This window comes from Candidatus Endolissoclinum faulkneri L5, from assembly GCF_000510265.1.
Classification (GTDB): Bacteria; Pseudomonadota; Alphaproteobacteria; order Thalassobaculales; family Thalassobaculaceae; genus Thalassobaculum; species Thalassobaculum faulkneri_A.
This window is the reverse complement of sequence record NZ_CP006745.1, coordinates 1,404,284-1,425,325: the sequence shown is the minus strand read 5'-3', so window position 1 is coordinate 1,425,325 and position 21,042 is coordinate 1,404,284. Positions and strand designations below refer to the sequence as shown.

The 21,042-nt window shown below is 39.5% G+C and carries 4 protein-coding genes; 3 read left to right on the top strand and 1 reads right to left on the bottom strand.

Annotated features, from left to right (window positions below):
* Window positions 1–436: 436 nt before the first annotated feature.
* From P856_RS03940 to P856_RS03930, 3 genes are all read left to right on the top strand, one after another.
* Complete coding sequence (locus P856_RS03940; protein WP_025300869.1) at window positions 437–1,186, top strand: polyketide synthase; 750 nt, start codon at window positions 437–439, stop codon at window positions 1,184–1,186.
* Window positions 1,183–2,508, top strand: a complete 1,326-nt coding sequence (locus P856_RS03935; RefSeq protein WP_025300868.1) for a hypothetical protein — start codon at window positions 1,183–1,185, stop codon at window positions 2,506–2,508. Before P856_RS03940 ends, P856_RS03935 begins: the two co-directional genes overlap by 4 nt.
* Before the next feature lie 1,655 nt (window positions 2,509–4,163).
* Complete coding sequence (locus P856_RS03930) at window positions 4,164–5,618, top strand: Do family serine endopeptidase (protein ID WP_025300867.1); 1,455 nt, start codon at window positions 4,164–4,166, stop codon at window positions 5,616–5,618.
* Window positions 5,619–6,030: 412 nt separating this feature from the next.
* Here the strand turns inward: P856_RS03930 and P856_RS04430 are convergent, their stop codons facing one another.
* Window positions 6,031–20,370 carry an SDR family NAD(P)-dependent oxidoreductase gene (locus P856_RS04430; RefSeq protein WP_025300866.1) on the bottom strand — a complete coding sequence of 4,780 codons (14,340 nt, stop codon included), beginning with the start codon at window positions 20,368–20,370 and terminating at the stop codon, window positions 6,031–6,033.
* Window positions 20,371–21,042 lie beyond the last annotated feature (672 nt).

The window sequence follows — 21,042 nt, the reverse complement described above, 5'->3', positions numbered from 1 at the left end:
ATTATATTGATATTAGAGATATATCTTTTTGTATATTAAGTCGAATGGGTAGTAAAATTAATAAATTATCTATGCCTCATTGTACGAATATAATATACTATCGCTGCTGTTTGATTAATGCGTTAAAAACTTTTTTTATCAAGGAACTTGTTGCATATTATTTCTCCTGTTGGCGACCACGAAAGTGCTAGATATTTACTTAGACAGATCCTCGATGTTGGGAATAAGGAGAGATTTTTATATCTAAATAACAAATTGTAAATACAAACTATTCTTAATGTGATATCAAGCCTTTTATACTGTCCCTGTGTTATATTTTAAGCAATTTTAGCATGAAAAATTTAGTTGGATGATATTTACCCCTATAATGAGTGCTCTTAATCGCTAATCCAGTAGTGATAAGGTAGGTTTTTGTTTTTTATTAGGATGTGCTACTATGACTGAAGTTGTAAAAACTTCTCGCAATGACGGAGGTATCTGGATTATCTCCATGGAAGATTACGATGGTCGTAATACTTTTACGCCTGCATTAGTTGCCGGATTGTTTGAAGCTATAAAGCGGATAGGGAGTGATTCGGAAGCAAGAGCAATTGTATTACATGGATTTGATACAATATTTTTGGCTGGCGGTACTATGGAGGAATTAATAGGCATAGCAGAACGTAAGCAGCGTTTTGATGAGGCTGGATTTTATCGTCTTTTATTGGATTGCCCTGTTCCAGTAATTTCTGCTATGCAAGGACATGCTTTGGGCGGTGGATTGGTTTTTGGGCTATATGCTGAAATAGTGGTTATGGCAAGTGAATCTTTATATTCTGCTAATTTTATGAAATATGGATTTACTCCAGGAATGGGTGCTACAATGATTTTACCAGAAAAACTAGGTATTGCGCTTGGAGAAGAGATGCTTTTAACTGCTCGGAGCTACCATGGAGGTGTCTTAGAAGCTCGTGGAGTACCTTTTCCTGTTGTACCACGAGCAAAAGTTATTTCGACTGCTTTAGGTTTAGCTCAAGATTTAGCCGACAAGCCACCTCAAGCCCTGCGCTTACTTAAAAAGCATATGAATCGTGATCGAGTGTCTCGCCTGCAAAATGTAGTAGATCTTGAAATAGCAATGCATGATATAACTTTTGCCGCTTCTGAAGTACCATCGCGAATTCGCGATCGCTGGGGAAATAAATGAATCTAAATATGGACATACCCAATATTTTTCCAACTCAGTTTCAAGACCAAATTGTTCGGATTTTTTCTGAAAAATTTCTAACCGGTAATTTATTTGCGTCCTTTGATTGTTTTCAGCGATTAGACATAGACATTTTGCGCCGTGCTACACGGCTAATTATGGATGCTGAGCCTATTATGGGCTGTCGAATGGATATAAGCTCTGCTGAACCGGTCTGGATTCGACGTGATGATCTTGATGCTGTTTCTAATTTTTCCGTAAGTGAGAGCGAAGATGTAAAAGCTGATACAATACATTTAATTGGATTACCTTATGATCTTGATGCTGAACCACACTTTTCAATTAGTTTACTTAAAGGAGTAAATCATGATCGTTTGTTAATGAGAATGCAACATTATTTAGTTGATGGCCGAGCTTTTTTTGAGGTTGCTACTCTTTTTGCTAAAATTTACTCTGCTTTAGCTGACGATATAACATATACTCTAAGGCCAAATTTTACTAGTCGAGATAGTTTTGCTTGGCTAAAGCCGTTTGGTTGGCTTGATCGTTTACGGATTGTTAGACGTGATATTGGTGATATTTTACGTATGCGTAAAAATCAGGTTGGATTTAAAATGAATAATCCAGCAGACTTAATGAAACGAGGTGACGATATAAGCCTTGCTTTGTTCGAGGTCTCACAGACAAGATTGGCGGAGATTGATAAATTTGCCTCCATGCTTGCTCTTAGTCGTAATGATCTGTTACTTGCAGGATTTGCTCGTGCTTATACTAAGCTTGTTGGAGTTATTTCCAACAATCAGTCAATTCAGTTGTCTGTTCCAAATAATGTACGCCGCTATGCAGCGTTAGCTCCTCGTCCTCCGGTATGTAATCTTAGCGGTGTAGCTAATGTCTTTATCGATCAAGGGATTGGATCAAGTTTTTCAGAGACAATTGAACGTCTTAGGAAGGAAATGAAGCGTCAGCGTACTGGTTTTATGGGAACAAGTAATCCTTTAACAGTACCTTTTTTAGCTAAAAAGTCATTTTTGCGTAAGCGTGAGATTATAGATAAAATGATTACTAGTAGTCGAGGGAAGACTATGCCACCAACATTTACTAATGTTGGAAGGATCTCAGAGCAACGCCTGCGTTTTGCTGGAATTGCACCTCAGCGAATAGAGTTTTATAGTTGCCCTATTCGTAAGCCGATTATTTTAGTTCTAGTTATGGAATATCGCAATACTTTAATGTTAAGTTCTTGTCACTATATTTCAGATATTTCAGCGCGAGATATGAATAATTTATTACGCAACACTGTTGATGAGATTACTATTTAGGTAGTCATTGATGCCATCAGCATTGAGATATGTAAATATTTTTAAAAAACCAAATAACTACTCAGTTAATGCTCAAATGAACTATAAAATAACTGCTAAGCTAAAATAATTAAGTTATTATTTTTAATAGATTGTGTGTCAAAATTAGTTTACAGTTGTTTTTTGCTTAAGTTGCTATTATAAAGATAATCAGGCTCGTCTTTTTTAGATTGATTTTTTAGAGCATGCTAGTCGCTAAATCGTTAGCTTTGTAGGTAAAAATAAAATTGCTATAGACATTCAAATTTTTTTTATAAAAGAAATAAGCTAGCCGTAAATTTTTATATATCCTACAATATTAGTAATTACTACTGTACGAGATATTGTTTTAAAACATACTATTAACGATTGTCTCAATAAAACACAAAAATATTTGTTGTATTTATGTAGTATAATCCTGGAATATTACAATTATAGATCCATGTGTGCTCTTTGTATTTTCGTTATATATATTTTATCATCCTATATCTTACTTAAAATTGCTTTCAATTCCAAGTAATCCTTTTTATATCTAAGGAATAATAGGATTAATTTATAGCTTAATCCTGTGATTAAGAATGTTTAATATGTATATTAAATAAAGCGTATTAGTTTATCTTAAATTTGTTATTCGTGTTTATCATTATTTACAGTACTTCTTGTATACCAAAGCGCTATACAAAAGCATAATATATAAGAAGTGTTAGCTGTAAAGATTATTCATAGAATGCATTACTTCCTGGGGATATAGATGAAAAAATGTAATATCCCGTTAATGACATCAATATTATCAAGGATAATACAAATATCTTCAATGCAAGGAATGGCTTTTTAAAAATCAACTACATCTAACTAATTCCATCCTAGAAGTCTTAAATTAACAAGATCTTTACTATTTTTATTAATGTCGATAAATATTTTACTTTCCACAGTTTATAATAGAATATTATTTGCTCTATTATACAAAGATAAATTTTAAAGGGTTTGGCAAATATTTAAAATTAAGAATAGCTGAGTACGATTTACGATCATGTTAATTAAAGATAAATTGTTATTAACTTTTAATATAATTAACTAATAAAATATCAATAAGTTTAATGATACTTCGATCGAAGTAATATTTTGTATTCTTAAATTATAGATTATTTTTATTATCATTTGTTCGATAGAAAAATTTATACCACTAAAGCAATTAGTAAATTAGCTTAGAGTTTTTAAGTAGAAAATGCTTATTTATTTTATTATGTAAAAATATACTGCTTAATGAGCAATTAGGAGGACTAATAAGGAAAAATTATCCTATATAAACTTTACTTTATTTAAACTAAAAGGGTAATTTATAGCTTTTCACTTCAGAACTAAATAAATAACATTTTTAGCAAACTAAAATTCATAAAATACTTCTATGAGCGCATTCACTAGAAATGGTTTAGGTTTAACATTTTTCTAAATCAATTAATGAATAATAGTTGTGTATTTTAAAAAGTATACTATCCTTTATCTAGTAAAGGAGCTAAATTTTTATCTATCTAAAGTAGACATTTACTTTTATTTTTAAATATTAGACAGTATGGGACGATATTGATGAAATAATTACCTTATATGTTATCTTAACAAGATTGACGGAGGTTATGTTTATGAGATATTTTCGAATCCTTGCTGCCACATATAACGTGCGTTCAGCAATCGCTTTACTTTTTACAATTATTGTTATTCAGACGTTTAGCTTTTTAAATTTTGCTGAAGCTCATAATAAATTTAGCAGTTCATTTTCAGAATTAGTTAATAAAGCCAAGCCTGCCGTAGTCACGGTCTTGACAAAAACAACTACAAATAACGGTACTCCCGCAATAACTGGGCAACAAGTTCCTGATTTGCCTCCAGGACATCCCTTACATGATTTTTTTGATAAATTTTTTGGTGGTTGGCCTCCAATGGTACAGCCTCAACAGCCACGTGACTCGCATGGGCTTGGCTCTGGATTTATAATTGATGCATCGGGTATTATTGTGACAAATAATCACGTCATAGATGATGCCGAAGAGATCAAGGTTGTATTGGATGACGGTACGGAGCTTGAGGCTACGCTTAATGGTCGTGATTCTAACACTGATGTTGCAGTATTAAAAGTTTTGAGCGATAAACCATTACCTACAGTAGCATGGGGTAATAGTGATATGTTAGAAGTAGGGGACTGGGTAATCGCAATAGGTAATCCATTTGGCCTTGGAGGTACAGTTACATCAGGTATCGTCTCGGCTCGTGGCCGAGACATTCATGCTGGTCCATATGATGACTTTATTCAAGTTGATGCTGCTATCAATCGCGGTAATTCCGGAGGTCCACTATTCAATATTGATGGACAAGTAGTCGGTATGAATACTGCAATTTTTTCGCCGAATGGTGCCAATATTGGTCTTGGCTTTTCGGTTCCCTCAAACCAAGCTAGAGCTATTGTATCTGAAATTTTAGAGCATGGAACAGTAGAGCGCGGATTTATTGGTATACGTATTCAGCCAATTACTAAGGATATTGCTGCTAGTTTAGGTTTATCTTCTAATAAAGGCGCTTTAGTTGCAGACGTAGATCCATCAGGTCCTGCTGGTAAGAGCGGATTAAAAGTTGGTGACGTTATTTTATATTCTGGCAAAATTAAAATTGAAGAAATTCGTGATTTAACCCGTGCAGTCGCTAATACTACCCCAGGCAATCAGATCAAGCTGATCGTTTGGCGCTATGGAAAGGAGCGGGAGATAAATATTCGGGTTGATATTTATCCTAACGACGATAAAGTAGCTCAAGCTAATACAGGTATATCAAACCCTACAGTTATAAAAGTGCCAACTTTAGGAATTACCCTGAGTAATGAACCTACTAAGGGCGCGTTAATTCTTTCAGTATCTCCAAATGGCGTGGAAGAATTACGCCCTGGCGATATTATTACAGGGGTTGGGCAGGTCAAAGTATCAACATCTCGTCAGGTTAGCGAAGAAATTGATAAAGTGAAGTTACGTAATAAAAGGTTAGTTCTTTTGTTAGTTCGTCGAGGGGATCAACAGCAGTACGTAACAGTACAGTTGCTAAAAGAGTAATTCAGAGCTATTAGCTTTTGGTTTAAAAGTTATCTAGAAGATAATCTCATCACTAAATCAAGCTTTAGTACATCTGTTATCAATTTAGAGTTATAAAATATTTTATAAATCTGCAAAATAGATTATGTTTAGCATATAAAGCTATTAACTATGATTTGGTGATTTATTGTGTTGTGCCTTTAGCTTTGTTAACTATAATTTAGCGTGAAGCTAAAATAGCCTTTATTGCATACTGCTGATTTACTTATAAGTTAAGGATAAGCAAATAGGAATGTTGCGAGTTGCCTTGAAGCTACAAGTTAATAATCTGTAAAACAACAATGACATTGTAAGTGCTATCCTTCTACTTAATAGAAGTATCATTTTAAAAAACACTTTTACATAAAAGTATAATTAGCATATCCCCTGAATATTAATTTTTACTTGTTATTTTTTCTGTAATATTGTCATTAGCTTTTGCTTTTCGATCATCAAGTACCTTAGTTAGTTCTTTTATATTTGGGTGAGATGCTAACAGAGCAGGCTCGACCTCTATTGATAAACTAGTAGCTAGCGTTTCTGCAACATGTAATGCTTTGATTGAGTCAATACCTAAATCAATGAAAGACGTACTCGATGTTAACAATGCATGATCGACTTTTAAATGTTTCACTAGTGCTGATTTTATTGCAATATCACTAGAGGGAGTAGAGACAGGATTACTTGTTAAGTCTTTTGGTTGCAAGATTGATTTTGCTTCATTTCTTAGCTGGCTCACATAAAATTCCAGCTCAGCATCATCCATTAAACTTACATCAGGATTACTTACATCAGGATTACTTACATCAGGATTACTTACATCAGGATTACTTACATCAGGATTACTTACATCAGGATTAATCAGACTTTCGATTAAGTCTATTCGACCCGTAACAACTGCTAGTGCAGTTTCTTTGCTTGCTAAGGCCTGATCTATAAGATCAAGCCCTCTTTTAGCATCAATAGTCCCAAGACCTGCTTTTTTTAGCTCTTCTTGGCGAGTTATAGTTAATTTGCTATCATATTCCCACTGTGGCCAGGCGATGGATAGACTAAGACCAGGGCCAGAGCGAATATTCATTAGTGCATCCTGGAAGGCACAAGCAGCAGCGTAGTCTGCTGCACCAGGCAATCCAAACCAAGATGCGAGAGAAGAAAATACTATGAATGCTTTTAGATGATCATTTTGTGTTACTCGATCAAGCAATTCAGTTCCAAGAGTTTTAACTGCAAGTACTGATTCTATTTGAACATTATCCTTTGATGCAAGCGTACTATCATCTACGATGCGAGCGAGGTCAATTACAAAGTCAATACCGCCAATTAGTGAACGAATCTTTGCAACAGCAGTGCCCAAATTATCCTCATTTGTTATATCGGCAATAGCATAAGAGATATTAAGCTTAGCTAATAAAGCACTATCAATTTCTCTACGACCAATTACGCCGACACGAGCTTTTCTTTTATGTGTTAGTTCCTTTATCAAGGCTGTGCCAACTGCACCTAAACCACCAACTAAAAGTACACGACTACCCTGTCCAATCATCAAGTCGTATTCAATAGAAGTATTTATCGATTGTTGGATTGCAATTGCGCGCGGCCCACGCCTATCGATTAAAGGCGCACCTGGCATATCTATAGCTCTCTCATTTTTTATAACTTCAGCAAAGTCTTTTTTAGGTAGTAGTATGGTACGTATTCTCCCACCTAGCCCTTCTAAGGCTACCGAAGCGGCAATCGCAGCAAATATTGTAGCTAGCTTTTCCAAGGAAGTAGTTAAAAATACTCTTTGTAGGCGACCAGGACGTGCCATTATCGCACTTAGTCCAATTAATGTTGCTAGAGTGAAATAGTGCAATTCTTGAATACTAGTTACTTCATTTATGATTAGTACAAGATCACGAGCAGAACCAATTGGCATATGATTAAGTAACTTATCCCAACCAATACGATTATCGGGTAGTTCAATTTTATCAGATAATTGATTTATACTTATAGAATTAGAATCACAAACAAACAAACAAGAAGGAATATTATTATTCAGCGGCGGTAGGGTTTTTTGTTGCCAGGCACGTTTTATAAAGCGGACTGGCATATCGCTCTTAGCAGATACACTCGTAAATACCGGTTCTGCTAACCAGTATTTCTCTTTAGCAAATATTGTGCCTGGTAAATCGATAGGAACAATTCTATTCGTTTCAGGCAATTCGTCCCAGTTTATATCGGCTCCATCAACCCATAATCTAGCTAGAGCATCAAAATCTCTAGCTGCAAGCTTTTCTTTTAGAAGGGTCTGTCCAGAGGAACTTTCTTCTAGTATACGTACAGTTTCGCTCGAACCATTACCATTTATTCCTCCTTTAGGGATCTGACCAAGAGCTAATTCATTAAGAACATTTAACAAATCTTTAATAGTATGTATAGGTATAGCAAACCGATGACGTAGTGCGCGGCGACCAACTCGCAGACTATGACAAATACGTGAGATATCGCTGTGACTATGGCTTTTTTCAGAAATAAAATCGCGCAACAGACTAGATAAATGCTTTTGCTTATCAGCATTCATCGTCGACAGCACAAGTAGCTCGCTGTTTAAATTAGATGCTTTGATCTCAGTAATAGCCGGAGCTTCCTCTAGTACTACATGAGCATTTGCTCCACCAGCACCAAATGAACTAACCGCAATTCGACGCGGGCAATTTTCAGGCGATGACCATTCCATTGCTTGGGGCGGTGCGTATAAACCCAAAGCCTCCAGATCTATTCTTGGATTAAGTGCCGCAGCATTGCGTAAAGGAGCAATTTTACGATAACGAAGTTGCAAGATAGCTTTCACCACTCCTGCTATTCCAGCAGCAGATTCCAAATGTCCAATATTAGCTTTCAGAGCTCCGATTATTAGCGGACTTACTCGCTTACCTGTTCCTCCTCCATAGGCAATGGAAAGACCATTAGCCTCAATGGGATCTCCTAGACTAGTACCCGTACCATGAGTTTCTACTACTTGAATAGTAATAGGATCTATTCCTGCATTAGCTAGTGCATCAGCAGCCACTTTACTCTGGGCAATTGGATTTGGAACTGAAAAACTAGAGGTTCTTCCACCGGCATTTATTGCTGTACCACGTATTATAGCGTCTATACGGTCATTATCACGCAGAGCAGTATCTAAAGGCTTTATTACAATAGCAGCGACACCTTCCCCATCAACAAATCCGTCAGCTCCTTCACCAAATGATCGGCACTCACCGCTAGGAGACAACATCCGAGCTTCTGATAAATTAACAAGCTGTTTGGGATGGACAATTAGGTTAACTCCGCCAACCACTGCGGCTCCGCATTGACCATCTCTTAGTGCATTTACCGCTAGATGCAAAGCAGTTAACGATGATGAGCAAGCAGTATCTACTGCTAAGCTTGGACCAGTCCAATCAGTAACATAAGATAAGCGGTTTGCAATGGACCAATAAGAAGAAGTTGCCGATGCTTTATTATTTTGAGCTGATAGCCATTGATAACCAGCATTCATGACTCCAACAAACACACCTACTGGTCCTGCTTTTCGTTGCAGCCTTGCTGGCGTAGACCCTGCACTTTCCAGTGCATGCCATGCTGTTTGTAAAAATAAGCGCTCTTGTGGATCTAAGTTTGGCGCATCTACTGGAGAGATGCCAAAATACAATGGATCAAAGCAATCAATATCGGGCAGAAACCCGCCAATTTTGGTATAAGATAGACCTTTTCCCCCGTTAGGATCGTACCAGTTGTTTGACTTCCAACGTTCTGCTGGCACTGGCCCAAGCATAGATAAACCGTTTTCCAATAATTGCCAAAGTGCATCTGGTGTATCTGCCCCTGGGAAACGCCCAGCCATACCAATGACTGCTATAGGTGCATTAACAGAAATTAGCGTCTTTGATTCGCTTTTTTTTATTTTGCTTTCGCCGATGGAATTTATCTTTTTCGTATCTTGCAAAACTGCACGAACTTCTGTAGGACGAACAGAAATAAGATGATTCGCAAGACTCTTGAGGGTGTCGTGCTCAAACATTAATGTCTGAGATACTCCGCCAAACTTTGCATCTAAAACGTCGCGCACTGCCATAGATGAAAGAGATTCTAAGCCATACTCTCCTAGACTTTGATTAGCACGTAACTCGGTTGGATCTATAGCAAGTTGATTCGCGATAATGCTACGCAGATCATCAATAAGCACTTGTTGTAAATCATCGTTATTAGGATCGATTTGATCCTCTTGTGGTTTAAACTGATTTATTTTAACAGGTACTACTTCCTCCGTTGTTACTAACCTAAGGCCAGAAGGGGCATTAGCAACTATGACAGCTTGCCCTTTCCCCCCTCTTGCTGATAGGTCATTTAAATTGATATTTTGATAACCCTCTTTTTTTAGCAGAGTATGCCATCCATTAGAGTCAATAATAGGGCTATTAGGTAAACGTTCTGCACTTCCAGCACCGCGCCACCAACCGTCAGTTAGCCCAAAAACCATAGTGGCGAAATCTTGAACTTCAATCAATTCATTAACAATCAATGTACCACCTGGTTTTAGTAATCTACCTAATTCACGCAGCGCTTTAGGTAAGTTAGCAACTGCATGCAGTACGTTTGTGGCTAGCACTATATCAGCGCTGCCTGGAATTTGACTATTTGCTTCAACTGTTTCCTCAACGTCATATAACGCTGTTTTAAACCAAGGACGTCCTAAAGAACTAAATTTTTTAAATGCTGAATCTAGAAATTGCGTAGATATGTCGGTAAAAATATAGCTCTTAGGTGGAGCATAATTGTCTAAGGCTGCAATCGCTGCAGCAGTTCCACCACCTGTACCACCACCAATTTCTATAATTACCGCCTCAGGAATCAAAGCGGATATCATATTTTTGGCTGTAACTGTATTAAAATTATCAGAAATTGGATTGCCACGATATGCTGATGCTATTAGATCGCTTTTACCACCAGGGAACAAAACTGATAGCGGGTTAGTATTTCCCGATAGAAGGTCTGGATAGACATCTAGGACTGCGTCAAGTATCACTCGTGGGCCGGCAATCCAATGCGGCATATTGGATATTGCATCTTCAGCTATTTGCTGTTGTTTAACTAAGTCTAGCCCACGCTTCGGTAAGCTAATAAGATTGTTATGATTGCTTGCTAAATCTGCACGGCATAGACTTTCTATTATTGCAGAGAAAAGTGGCTTAAGTCGTTCAATTAGCCGGAGCTTGCTGGCCAAGGCGTCTACCGTTAAGGCTTGATTGCTTTGTACGTTTAGGCGAGTAACTAGAGAAGACGCTAGTCGTATACGACCGTATGCTTCCAATCGCCTAAATGCAGCAATATCTTCACTAAGATCTGTATCTAAATCAGCTTTATCTCGCCATCCTAGGCGAGATAAAGCTTTACTTTCAGCTGCGACGACGGCTACACGGCGAATACCACTTGCTAAAATATCATCTAATGCTTGAAATGCATCTTTAGGAGATATCGGATAGATTCCACCTCGACGTAGCTTTGCTTGAGTTGCAGCGTCGGCTACTGCTCCAATTTCACCCCAAAGCCCCCAATTAATTACTTGCACTCGCATATTGCCATTAAACGATAATGCTATTGCATCTTGCATACAGGATGCAGCCACGTAGTTAGCTTGGCCCGATACACCAGCAAAAACATTAGCTGAGGAAAAAATCACTGCCAGATTTGCTCCTGCTAATTGTGCTACTTCTAGCACATTAGCAGTGCCTCTAGCCTTGGGGGCAAGAGGCGCGGAAAACTCAACGGCTGACATTGAGGCTAACGTACCGTCGTTTAACACTAGAGGTAGATGAAAAACAATATCGAGTCTTCCATGTATGCGAACCATCTCATCGCAAAGCGCTGCTAATGCGGCATAGTCGGTCACGTCAGCAACTTGGTATGTTACCCCTTCAGGTAAAGTAATTGCAGGATCTTCACGTCTTCCACTTAGCACTACAATAGCATTTCTAGTTGCTAATAAATGCTGGGCTAGGGCTAGTCCAATTCCACCACTACCACCAGTAATTAGGCATACCAAGGGTATTTTAGTAATAACCGATGAGGAATAATCATTAGGCAGAGTAGTGATATCTGATAACGCTTCAATGTATCGGATATCACCTCTCCATGCTACCTTTACTCCGCCCTGCTGGACAGGTTCTTGTAACAGCCGGTCAATGGCCTGAGGAGTATTGACTGATGCTCTTTCAAGATCAAACAAAACCAACCCAGTGCTAGGTAATTCTGCAACTAGCGAACGCAAAAGTCCTACAAGCCCAGCATTATTTGGATCAAATGTTTGTTTTCCTTCTATGTCGTATGCCTCTACGGTTACCAGTAATATTTGTTTTGGTGGTTTAATTGAAGCAGCTATTTGTCTTGCCAAATTACCGACACACTCGACCATGGAAGTAGCATCTACAGCCTGTTTTACTGACCATGAATGAGATCTAATAGCTAGATCAGTTATCATTATTACAGTATCACAGTCAGGTATACCATTTGCTGTCTCGGCAAAGGTTAAGTTTGCAAGGGGCGACACACGATCAACCAAGTGTTTTAAAAACTGTGTTTCATCATTCATTCCAATAAGTACTACGCGACCTAGCTTAGGATGATCCTCTATCACTGATCTTCGCAGCCAAACTGGAGTCAATAAACGAGGGGCAATATTAGTTGCTTCCTGTTCTCGAATAGGCATTTTCCCCACACGTAGACCTTTAATTTGGATCACTGCATTACCCTGAGCATCTAAAGCTTCAGCATCAAAAATACTGTCAGATATTCTTTTAGCACGAACAGTTACAGCAGCATTAGATTGCCTAAATAATGCCACAGAATTAATCGCAACTGGAACGCCTAGTGTATCTATATCATTCCATCGTAATGGTCCAATTGCCTGGAAGGTAGCATCAATATCAGATACTTGCCTACTCATGGTATCTGTATTCATTATTGGTTTTAGATAAGCTTCTGTGGTGTTGCCATCGCTGTGTAATTCCGTAAGACGCTGGAAAGTAATGCCATAATCGATCCCAAGCATTCTAAAACGATTATAGATCATATTTTCATTTTGGGTCGTGTAAGCTGCATTGGCAAGTGGTGGCGAAATCGGATTAATAATAGCTTCAGTAGTATTTATCAAATCTGCTGAAGCTATTATGTCTCCTTGGGAGAAGATTTTAGCCTTACCATTTGTAATCTGACGTTTGAGTTCTAAACCGCTTTCAGTAGGCCGACCCGGTAGCAAAAAAGAAATATTTTGTAATATACACTCACTGCCATTAGCCATAAGCAGCAGCGATGCGGCTCCTGGTAGCAATGGCAAATGTTGGAACTTATGATCGCGTAGAATTGGATTGTCGACAGTTAAATGCAAAGCCGCTTCTGGCAGAAGAGTAAATTTTGTAACTGGAACTTCCACCAAATTTGGCCAGAAACGTTGACGTAAAAGAGGACGAGGAGGTATTCTTATACGTTTGCCTGACAAAGGAAGCTTTTGCCAATCGATTAACGCACCTTTTGTCCATTCTTGCGCAATTTCTTTTAATTTTAATGAGTCAGATGGCGTGTATTTTCCACCGCTATCAGCGTTTCCAAAAAAGACGTCTTTTGTATGATCATCATTACGCCAAGTAGAAAGCTTTGTAGATAGCTCTGTTACGTTTTTGGCAAGCACTGCAATACGTAGGAATAATGGCTCCCGACCAAGCTGCAATGTTCGAGCAAGATTTATTGGATTTTGTACTTTGTTAAGTATAGCTAAAAACTGATCAACCTCGGCTTCTAATTGTACTCGGTTACGACCAGAAAAGATAAATATGCAATCATCTTCTTTCATCGAGGATTGCATAAATGATTTCTCAGCCGGCGCTTCTTCTATAATTAAATGGGCATTAGCTCCTCCAGCACCAAAAGAACTAATTCCTGCTACTCGCGGTAGTTTTCCTGATGGCCAATCTTCTAGTTCTGTAACTAATCGTATATGTTCTGCTGCATCTTTTAGAGATTTGCTAGGCGCAGCATGTAATATGGTAGGAGCTATAGCGTTGTTGTGAAACTGTAGTACCAAACGAGCTAGCCCAGCAATTCCGGCAGCCGCTTCTAGATGCCCAATAGATGCTTTTATAGTACCAATTGGAAGTGGTTTTGTGCGGCTGACAGTTGCTCGGGTAATTCCATCAAGCTCAATTGGATCTCCAAGAGCGGTGCCCGTCCCATGTGCCTCCAAAAAGCCTAGTTGATTAGCTGACACTCCAGCTCGTTCCAATGCAGTACTGATTGCTGTAGCCTGCGCATCAGGGCTAGGTACTGTATATCCATTAGTACGTCCACCATGTGTAACAGCTGAACCTCGGATTATAGCATGAATAGGATCGCTATTGTCTAACGCCTCGGATAGTAACTTTAGCACAACAATGCCAACACCCTCACCAGGAACATATCCGTCACCACCTTCTGCAAAGCTACGGCAGCGTCCGTCAGTAGAAGCAAAACGACCTTGGCTAAGACCAATGTATTTCAGTGGATGTATGCTTAAATTTACCCCTCCAGCGATTGCTACAGAAACCTCACCCCTCCACAAGGATTGGCAAGCTAAATGAATAGCTGTTAGAGATGATGAGCAGGCACTATCTACTGCCATGCTTGGACCATGCAGATCAAGCCAATAAGATAGTCGATTAGCTATTGACCAGTATGGTGCTGATGCTGTTATTGGGTTACCCAGTAGGTGCTGATCAGCTGCGAGCAGTTGATAATCGCCATACATCACACCAATGTGGACCGAACCAAGCCTAGCAGCGTCGGTTGTTAGATTATTTCTAGTTAAAGCAGCGTTTTCAATAGCTTCTGACGCGACTTCAAGTACTATCCTTTCCTGGGGATCCATACGAATCGCATCAGCTGGCGCAATGCCAAAATGAACAGGATCAAACATATCAATGTCTTTAATAAAACCACCCCAACGACTGTAACTGCGGTCCATTTTACCGGGTGTATCATCGTGGTAACGAGATATCTTCCAGCGCTGTTCAGGAATTTCTGTTACTAAGTTTTTACCTTCACGTAGTAGATCCCAAAATGAAGCAAGGTTAGAAGCTCCAGGGAAGCGTCCTGCCATGCCAATAATTGCGATTGGGTCCTCAGAAGAGGTTTTTTTTCGTTTATTTTTCTGGCGATTAGAAATCGAAACGTTATTCGACAATGATGTAATTAGCGATTGCCTATCCACTGTTTCGCTTGGGTTAGTCTCTTCGGTAATTGGTAAGGAAGCTAGAAAATCAGCTACCTTACCAATCGTGCGGTGAGAATAAAATAAAGTTGGCGGTACTCCCAAAAATTTATCCTCTAATCTCTCATTAAGAGTCATCACGTGCATAGAATCAAGACTTAGATCTTCAATTGTCCGTTCTGGATTAAGAAAGTCATTTGCTGCGCCAATGACTTCAGCCAGTATTGCCTTCAAGGTTTGTTGTGCATATTCCAGAGAATTGTTTGATCTAACGGCTTTAATGGGCCCGGATGTAGTTGTTGCTACATTAGTAAATGCAGCAGTGAGTTGTTTAGGATTACCAGCTGCAACCGCAAGTCTTGGGTATGGCATAGACATGAGCTTGTCGAGCAAAGCTAATCCTTCGTCTTGCAATATCCATCGACTGCCAGTAGTGCGACGAAGATCATAATCGCTATCCTCTCGCGTACCCATACCGCCAGTTTGCCAAAATGGCCAGTCAATTACTCTTAGAGGCAAGCCATCACGCTCAGCGAGTGCGGCCATCGCTGCGTTAGCTGCAGCATAGCCGCCCTGCCCAGCTTTACCAAACCGAGTTGCAAGTGAGCCAAAGCCGATTACTGCACATAGAGGTTCATCAACTGATTCATTTAACAAATATCTCAAACCGTCAAGTTTAGGCGCCATAATAGCTGAAATGGCAGTAGACGTTTGGTTACGTAAAAGCTGATCTCCAGTAACGCCAGCTGCGTGGATAATTACGTCAACCCGACCAAACTTCTGCCGCGCAGCGGAGATCGCTGTTCGCGCGCCATCTACTGTGCCAATATCTGCAGTGATATCAATAACCTCTGAACTGATTTGCTTTGCTATTTTTGACGCTCCATGTCGTCCGACTAATACAAGTCGTGCATTACGAGATTGATCCAAGTGCAATGCAACTACAGAACCAATTCCACCACGAGCGCCGGTGATAAGAACTACCGGACGATCCGGTAAAGTATCGAATTTTTCGATTGATTTTGCTTCCCAGATTCGCACATGGCGCGCATTAGCAAATCGACGCACATAGCGGTTAAAGTCAGATGTGTTGACCTCGTCGCGGATAACTTCAGCAGCAGAGCCAGCTCCACGGCCAAGCGATAGTATACGTAGACTCACCTCTGGCGCTTCATGTGGTAAAGTTACAGCAAGGCCCTCCAAGCCAGCTTCATACGGGTCTATTCGGCCATCTTCAGTATGCACTCGTAAGATGTGCAACGGGACACCAGGCCTTGCTTGCAGCCAACCGGCAATCATATCAACCATTTGACCAGTCGGTGCAGAACTTACAGAAACAAGTCCACGTAAATCTACCAAATGAGTCGGCAATGGGTCAATGCACTGGAAAGCTAACTTCCAATCGTCGGTAGTTTCCATAATCTGTTCACCGAGAATATTCAGTGTCCTCTGGCCTGGGGTTATAATCTGTAATATTCGTTTAGATGAGGAATCGATTATTGCTTTGCTAGCTGGAGACCAACGAGGTACAAAAGATAAAATTGCATCTTCTGTTCGATGTAGAGGCACATTGGCTACTAAAGCTACCAGTTTATCCAATTGAGCTAAAATTTTGCCAGTTTGGTCAGTGATCGCGATGTTAAGGATTAATCGGTCAGAATCATTTTTTACTTGCTCTGTTACTATGGCGTGACGTGCATTCTTTAGATCACTAAATAGTGCTGCTTTACCAATTTCTATTGGTATAATAGTTCTTTGTTGTTGATTAAACCGTCCTAGTGCTAGCCCAACGGCTGATTGAATTGCTCCGTCAATAAGAGTAGGTTGCCAAGTAAATTCTTCCTTTGCTTTGTACTTTAGGTCAGCTATGACGGAATTATCGTGAACCTGCACTCGTTCAACTGTTCGAAATTCTTGACCATAGTCAAATCCGACATTAGCTAAAGCAGCATAAATTGCTTCACCATTGAGTACACGGCTATTGCCTGATAAATGATTATTCTCCGATAGATTAATCATATCCGGAGTGTGATTATCAGGCTCGATTAAAAAAGCCTTTGCGTAAATTGTATCTGTTCCGTCTTCTACTATTGAAATTTGCCAGTTGTCACCGTCATCAAATACAGCAACAGCTGCCTTACCAAGCTTTTCAACTGACAAAGGTGTCTGGAATGTAATGTCAGCAATATTAACTGTTTGATTGCTAAAAGCAAGCTTAGCCACAGCCTGTATAATTTCCAGTATAACTGCTGCTGCAATGATAGGCTTTCCATTACGCCGATGGTCGCGTAGTGGCGGCCAAGAATTACTTTCAGCTAGTTTCCAACGTAATCCAGATGCATCAGAAATATTAGCAACTATCAGTGGATGAAGTGTATTACGATTTTCCATTATAATTTGCTTTTTTGGCGGTATAAAGCGAGTGCTTTGGAATGGATATCCTGGCAAAGGTACTCGAAAACGTTCTTGTGGTGGAAATAGGGAAACTAGATCAACTTCCTCTCCGGATAAGAACGCAACAATTGGGTCAGCTGATACTGAAGTTTTCGCTGTTCCAGAAACCACGCTTCTACCAATATTATTGTAAATCTCCCCGTGATTCATTTTACGTAGCTTAGCAATTCCATTTTGTAAATCATCAATCGATGAAGCAATTAATCCCGCACGGTGCTCAAAATGGGAGCGACCAGCAGTTAATGTGAAGGCTAAAGCGGGAAATGATGCTGGCTCGCATTCCAATACTTTAGAGATTCTTGCTAATATCTGCTCAAGTGCACTCTCAGTTCGTGCAGAAAAAAATACTGGACGCGGACCACTAGCTTCTTTGGGTAAAGAGCGAAACGGAGCTTGTTCTACTACTGCGTGAGAATTTGTTCCGCTAAAACCAAAAGAACTAACTGCTGCTCTACGTGGTTTTTTCTCTGTTGAATCCCAGTTAACAGCCTGCAGTGGCACTCTGAATCGACCAGTGGTAAGATTTAGCTCTGCATTATCAGTGTGATAATGCAGACTAGGCGGTATTATACCGCGCTGAACTGCTAATGCTGCTTTAATAAAGCCAGCAACACCTGCTGTAGTCAACGTATGACCGATATTAGTCTTTACTGAACCTAGCCAGCATGGCTCCTTAGCCGCTCCATAAGCTCGTGTTAATGCATTAACCTCTATTGGATCGCCTAATTTTGTGCCTGTACCGTGTGCTTCGACATAGCCAATATCCGTTGGGTTAACTTCAGCGCGAGCCATAACTGTCCTGATAAGCTCCGTCTGAGCCGGTCCACTGGGGGCAGTTATACCACTGGTGCGCCCGTCATGGTTTATACCAGAGCCTTTTAGTATGGCAATTACACAATCACCTTCAGTTAGCGCACGGTCTAGACGCTTTAAAACTACTACACCTACACCTTCGCCAGGTACAAATCCGTCAGCTTCGGAGTCAAAAGTACGACAACGGCCGCTAGCTGATGACATACCACTATCGGTGAGGAACTCGTGAAGTCTGGTACTAGTCATAAAAATCGATACACCGCCAGCTAACATCATGTCAGCTTCACCGTTAGCGATCGCTTGTGCAGCTAAATGGATCGCAACTAGTGACGAGGAACAAGCAGTATCAATCGGCAAACAAGGTCCTTTTAGGTCAAGGATATAAGATAATCTAGAGGATAAAATTGCATTACTTTCACCCAACGAAGAGCGTGTATCTGATCTACCCTCACCATAGCCATCCGGAGCAACTCCTACATAAACTCCTACTGCTCGTTTTGCCAGTTCTTGTTGACCATAGCCAGCATCTTCTAGTGCATGCCAAGCACATTCCAAAAATACCCGCTGTTGCGGACTCATAGCACCAGCATCGTTAGGGTTTATTCGGAAAGCTTCAGCGTCAAAGCAATCATGATTATCCAAAAAACCACCCCAATGACTAAATTTCTTGCTTTGATTGTCTGAGAAAGTTTTAGAATTAAATCTATCGTCTGGTATCTCGGTAATGCAGTCAACTCCGTCGATTAAATTACACCAGAATTTTTCAAGATTAATAGATTTAGGGAAGCGGCATGCCATACCAACAATCGCAATATCTGGATAGTTTTTCTTACTCACAGAAGTAATCATTGGCATAGACTTATCGATTAGGGATTGATGTTTCGCCCCTAGACTAATCGCATACTGCGTTAAAGTAGTGACAGTTGCATAATCAAAGAGGACAGAAGCTTGAATTGTCACCCCTAGACGATCGGTTAGTGTGGTCGCAAGTTGACCAGCAACTATAGAATCTACCCCAAGTTCAGCAAAAGGCCTGTCAATTTCGATTTCTTGTACATTAAGCCCTAGAATGCTAGCTACAATCTGGATTATAGTTTTTCGCACTAAATGGTCATTTGAAGTAGATAAGTTAATCTTTGCTTGGGCATTCTTGTTTATCAGTTGAACAGGAACTTTTGTATCTTTTTTGACACAATCAGCTATAAGCAGTGCTTGACAATCATCATTAACGACTGTTCCATCCCAGCCTATAGCTAAAGGTACTTCCAACCCAGCAGCTCGGAAAGCTTGCCCCCAACTAGCAATATCTAGTAATGGCGAATGCGGTTGACGTATGTTGCTGTCCTTGAATTGCCACCAATTGTCAAGAAGTCCAAATGTCATAGTAGCAAATAGGCTAGAGCGAGTAATTTCGTTAACTATCAGAACACCACCATGGCTTAGCATATTTCTGATATTGCTTAACGTACTGTTAATTTTTGCAGTGGCATGAAGTACGTTAGCCGCTACTACTATATCAATTTTACCAATATCAAATCCCTGATCAACTGGACTTTGCTCGATATCCATTTTTGCAAAACTCAGAAATGGATAATCATAAGCAAACCGATTTCGCCCATAATCAATAAATTCAACAGAAATGTCAGTATATACATAATTAAGATCGATTTTATGCTCGTAGCAAGCACGATTAAGGGCGGGTAAAATATCATTAGTTGTTCCGCCGGTGCCAGCGCCTATTTCAATAATTCGTAAAGTTTCTCGCCGTTCTTTTGCTAAAGCAACAGCGGCTCGGGCTACTGCTTCGGCAGCTCTCCGATTAAACTTATCAGCCCAAGTATTGCCTTCGTAGATTGGCGCCAATAAATTCATCGAGCCGTCTGGAAATATTACTTCCTTGCCTGTTATTTGTCCTGATAAAACATTTGGCAGCGCTTCAGCACATCGTTTTATCAGTTTGATATGAGACGATAAATAAGGCTCTTCATCAAGAATAGTCCTAGCAATCAACGCTGGATCGGCATTATTCAATGGCAAAACTAGCGATGCATCAATAGCTTCTGCTAACTTACGGTGATTTGCTAGACGAGCAAACTCAGTTACACTACCGGGTTGCCAACCTCGCTCTGTGGCGGATTGAAACAGCAGTGCTTGAGCTAAACGATCTAGAATTGTAAACGGATCAACATGTGTGGTCATTACTAGGCCCTTTGGATCTCTAGTATATTAAAGATTTTTTAGAATCGTTGTCAGACGATTGATTGTAGCATAGCTTGCGAATAAGGCGCTACCCAAAATCAGTTTTTATAGAATTTTACAGATCTAATTTAAAGACTCCATATGAGTGGCTCCACACTAGATAAGGCTTAAGACTTAGCATTTATTATTTTATACCGCTTTAATTTGAATATCATGAAATTGTATTTCATTTATCTGGCGGTTGTGAACAAGACCTAACAAACGGTTCGATGGAATTTTGCCGTTTTTTTTAAGGTAAATCAACCTTGTCGTAAATATCGATATCCACTGTTACGATTCGTTAGGGTCAGACTAATACGTTATAGTCAATTCTTTAAAAAATTGCTAATGCATCATATTTTTGACTTAAATGGGTTTGCAATTAAGGATCTTTGCAACCTAAATTTCTTAATAGTTAGACGTTTTAATGAATAATTTTGTGGTAATTAAAAAACCTTTCATGATGTATTATTAGTTAATAAACCTTGTGAAAGCAATGGATATTTAATCGATAGCTACTCTACATAAATATCTTTTCCACCTCTCACCCTTAAAATTTAATGAAAGAATAGCAATACATTAGCTTTATATGTGTGCAGAAATGCATGTAATCATTACTGTTTGTAAAATATA